The organism is Halorubrum sp. AJ67 (assembly GCF_000513435.1).
Map to the genome: position 1 here is coordinate 1 of NZ_CBVY010000012.1, position 2,146 is coordinate 2,146.

The 2,146-nt window shown below is 67.9% G+C and carries 3 protein-coding genes; all 3 read right to left on the reverse strand.

Features of this window, described 5'->3' with window-relative positions; all coding sequences use genetic code 11:
- Positions 1-168 precede the first annotated feature (168 nt).
- The 3 genes from BN903_RS10515 to mdh all read right to left on the reverse strand — a co-directional run bounded on the left by BN903_RS10515 (position 169) and on the right by mdh (position 1,922).
- Entirely contained in the window at positions 169-717 is a 549-nt protein-coding gene (locus BN903_RS10515) for a 2'-5' RNA ligase family protein (RefSeq protein ID WP_048077689.1), read from the reverse strand.
- 12 nt (positions 718-729) lie between these two features.
- A complete protein-coding gene (locus BN903_RS10520) occupies positions 730-918 on the reverse strand; it encodes a hypothetical protein (protein ID WP_048077690.1) in 189 nt (62 codons plus the stop codon).
- A gap of 89 nt (positions 919-1,007) precedes the next feature.
- The gene (gene mdh / locus BN903_RS10525; protein WP_048077691.1) at positions 1,008-1,922 is read right to left on the reverse strand and encodes a malate dehydrogenase; all 915 of its coding nucleotides are present in this window, start codon (positions 1,920-1,922) and stop codon (positions 1,008-1,010) included.
- Positions 1,923-2,146 lie beyond the last annotated feature (224 nt).

The window sequence follows — 2,146 nt, forward strand, 5'->3', positions numbered from 1 at the left end:
GTTGGACCGCACCACGCGGTCGACGAGCCGGACGCGACGGATAGCGCGTGAGAGACTCTACTGAATCGGTTTGCTATTCTTTCTACTCGATTCGGCGGTGTCGGTCACCAAGCGATAAACGATGTATCGTCGAGCGACCGCGTCGACGAATCCCGCTCCGCGAACGACCTATAACTCGATTGTCGCCGCGACCTCGCGGAACTCGGGATCCCACACGTCGAGCGCGTGGACGCGCCACCGGATCGGCTCGAACGCGGCGTCCACCACCCCCGCGACCGCGCCCGGCTCGGGGTTCCCGCCCCGCGCCAGCGTGACGTGCGGGACGTAGTCGTCACCCTCGATCCCCTCGACGGCTCCGAACGCGGCACAGAGCCGCCGGTGGAGCCGGACGAGCCCCTCGCTCTCGACCGTGAGATACACCACCGGGCGCGACCCGGAGGCCGGCACGTCGAAGACGTCGACGCCGGTCACGGCGACCTCGAACGGGTCGATTTCCGCGAGCGGGCGACCGAGCCGGCCGCGGAGTCGGTCGAGGACGTCGTCTTTCGTCGGCGTCGCGCCGGCGTCATCGTCCGGGTCGCGCACGTCGTCGACGCCGAACCGCTTACAGACGAGCGTCCGGCGCTCGCGGACCGTATCGAAGCCCTTCAGTTTCGGGTGGAGATCGGTCGCGAGGCGGTCGACTCCGGGAGAAAGCGGGACGTTGAGGCTGAACACGTCGCCGCTAGATTAGATCCGGTCCGCGAGGTGTAAGGCGATCACGACGACGAGCGCGATCCCGATCAGCGTCGGGATGGCGTCGAACACCCAGAAGGCGATGTCGAGGACGGTCTCGACGATCTCCACGAGAAGCCATACCACGACGAGCAGCAGGACGAGTTTCAGCAGGTCGTCGGTGTCGATCTCGGCGCGGTTCATGCCGTACCGGGCGCGGGGCAGCGATAAAAGCCCGGCGGGTGGCGGTCGCCGCGGCGGTCCGACCGAGTGCCCGGACGCGAGCGTGTCCGCTACGCGATCTTCTCGTACTGCTCGGAGAGCTTCTCGGCGGCCTCGTCGAGTAAGTCCGACTCGTACTCGTCGAGGTCCCACTCGACGACCTCCTCGACGCCGTCCGAACCGAGCTTCGCGGGCACGCCGAGCGCGGTGTCCTCGTAGCCGAACTCGCCGTCGAGGACGACCGAACAGGGCAGCACCTCGCCGGTGTCGTTCAGGACGGCCTCGACCGTGTGAGCGACCCCGGTGGCGGGACCCCACTGCGTGGCACCCTTCCGGCTGATCACGTCCATCGCGGACTCCTGAAGGTCCGCGAGGATCCCCTCTCTCTCGTCGGCGTCGAACGCCGGGTCGCGACCGTTCACGCGCACCTTCGAGAAGACGGGTGCCTGCGCGTCGCCGTGTTCGCCGAGGATCGTCCCCTCGACGTTCTTGACGGGGGCGTCGAAGCGCTGCGAGAGGACGTAGCGGAAGCGCGCGGAGTCGAGCCGCCCGCCGAACCCGATCACCTTGTGGCGGTCGCGGTCGCCCGCCTCGTACAGGTGGCGGTTGAGGAGGTCGACCGGGTTGGAGGTGGTGACCGTGACGAAGTCGTCGTTGTGCTCGGCGAGCTGCGAGCCGATGTCCTCCATGATCGGCGCGTTGTCGCCGGCCAGATCGAGCCGCGTCTGGCCCTCCTTGCGCGGGATACCGGCCGTGATCACGACCACGTCCGAGCCGGCGGTGTCCGCGTAGTCGCCCTGCCGGACGGTCGTGTTCGAGTCGTAGGCGACGCCGTGGTTCGCGTCGGCGGCCTGTCCGATCGTCGTCTCGCGCTGGTCGGGAATGTCGACGAAGACGAGCTCGTCGACCACGTCCCGTAACGCGAGGTTGTAGCCGGCAGCGGCTCCGACGGTCCCCGCCGCACCGATAACGCTGACCTTTGTCATACCGTCTGTAGTCGCGTCCGGGCGGCGAGTAAACGTTTCGGAACCCCGAGAACGTTCGTGACCGTCGTCGCGAAACCCCTAACTCCCGCGGCGTCGAAGGGTCGCGTCGTGCCGACGTTCCGCTACCCGTGTCCCGGCTGTCGGACGACCAACAGCCTTCACGACGCCGACTGCGAGTTCGAGGGCGTGAGCTGGCCGACCGTCGAGAAGGCGTACACGGACCT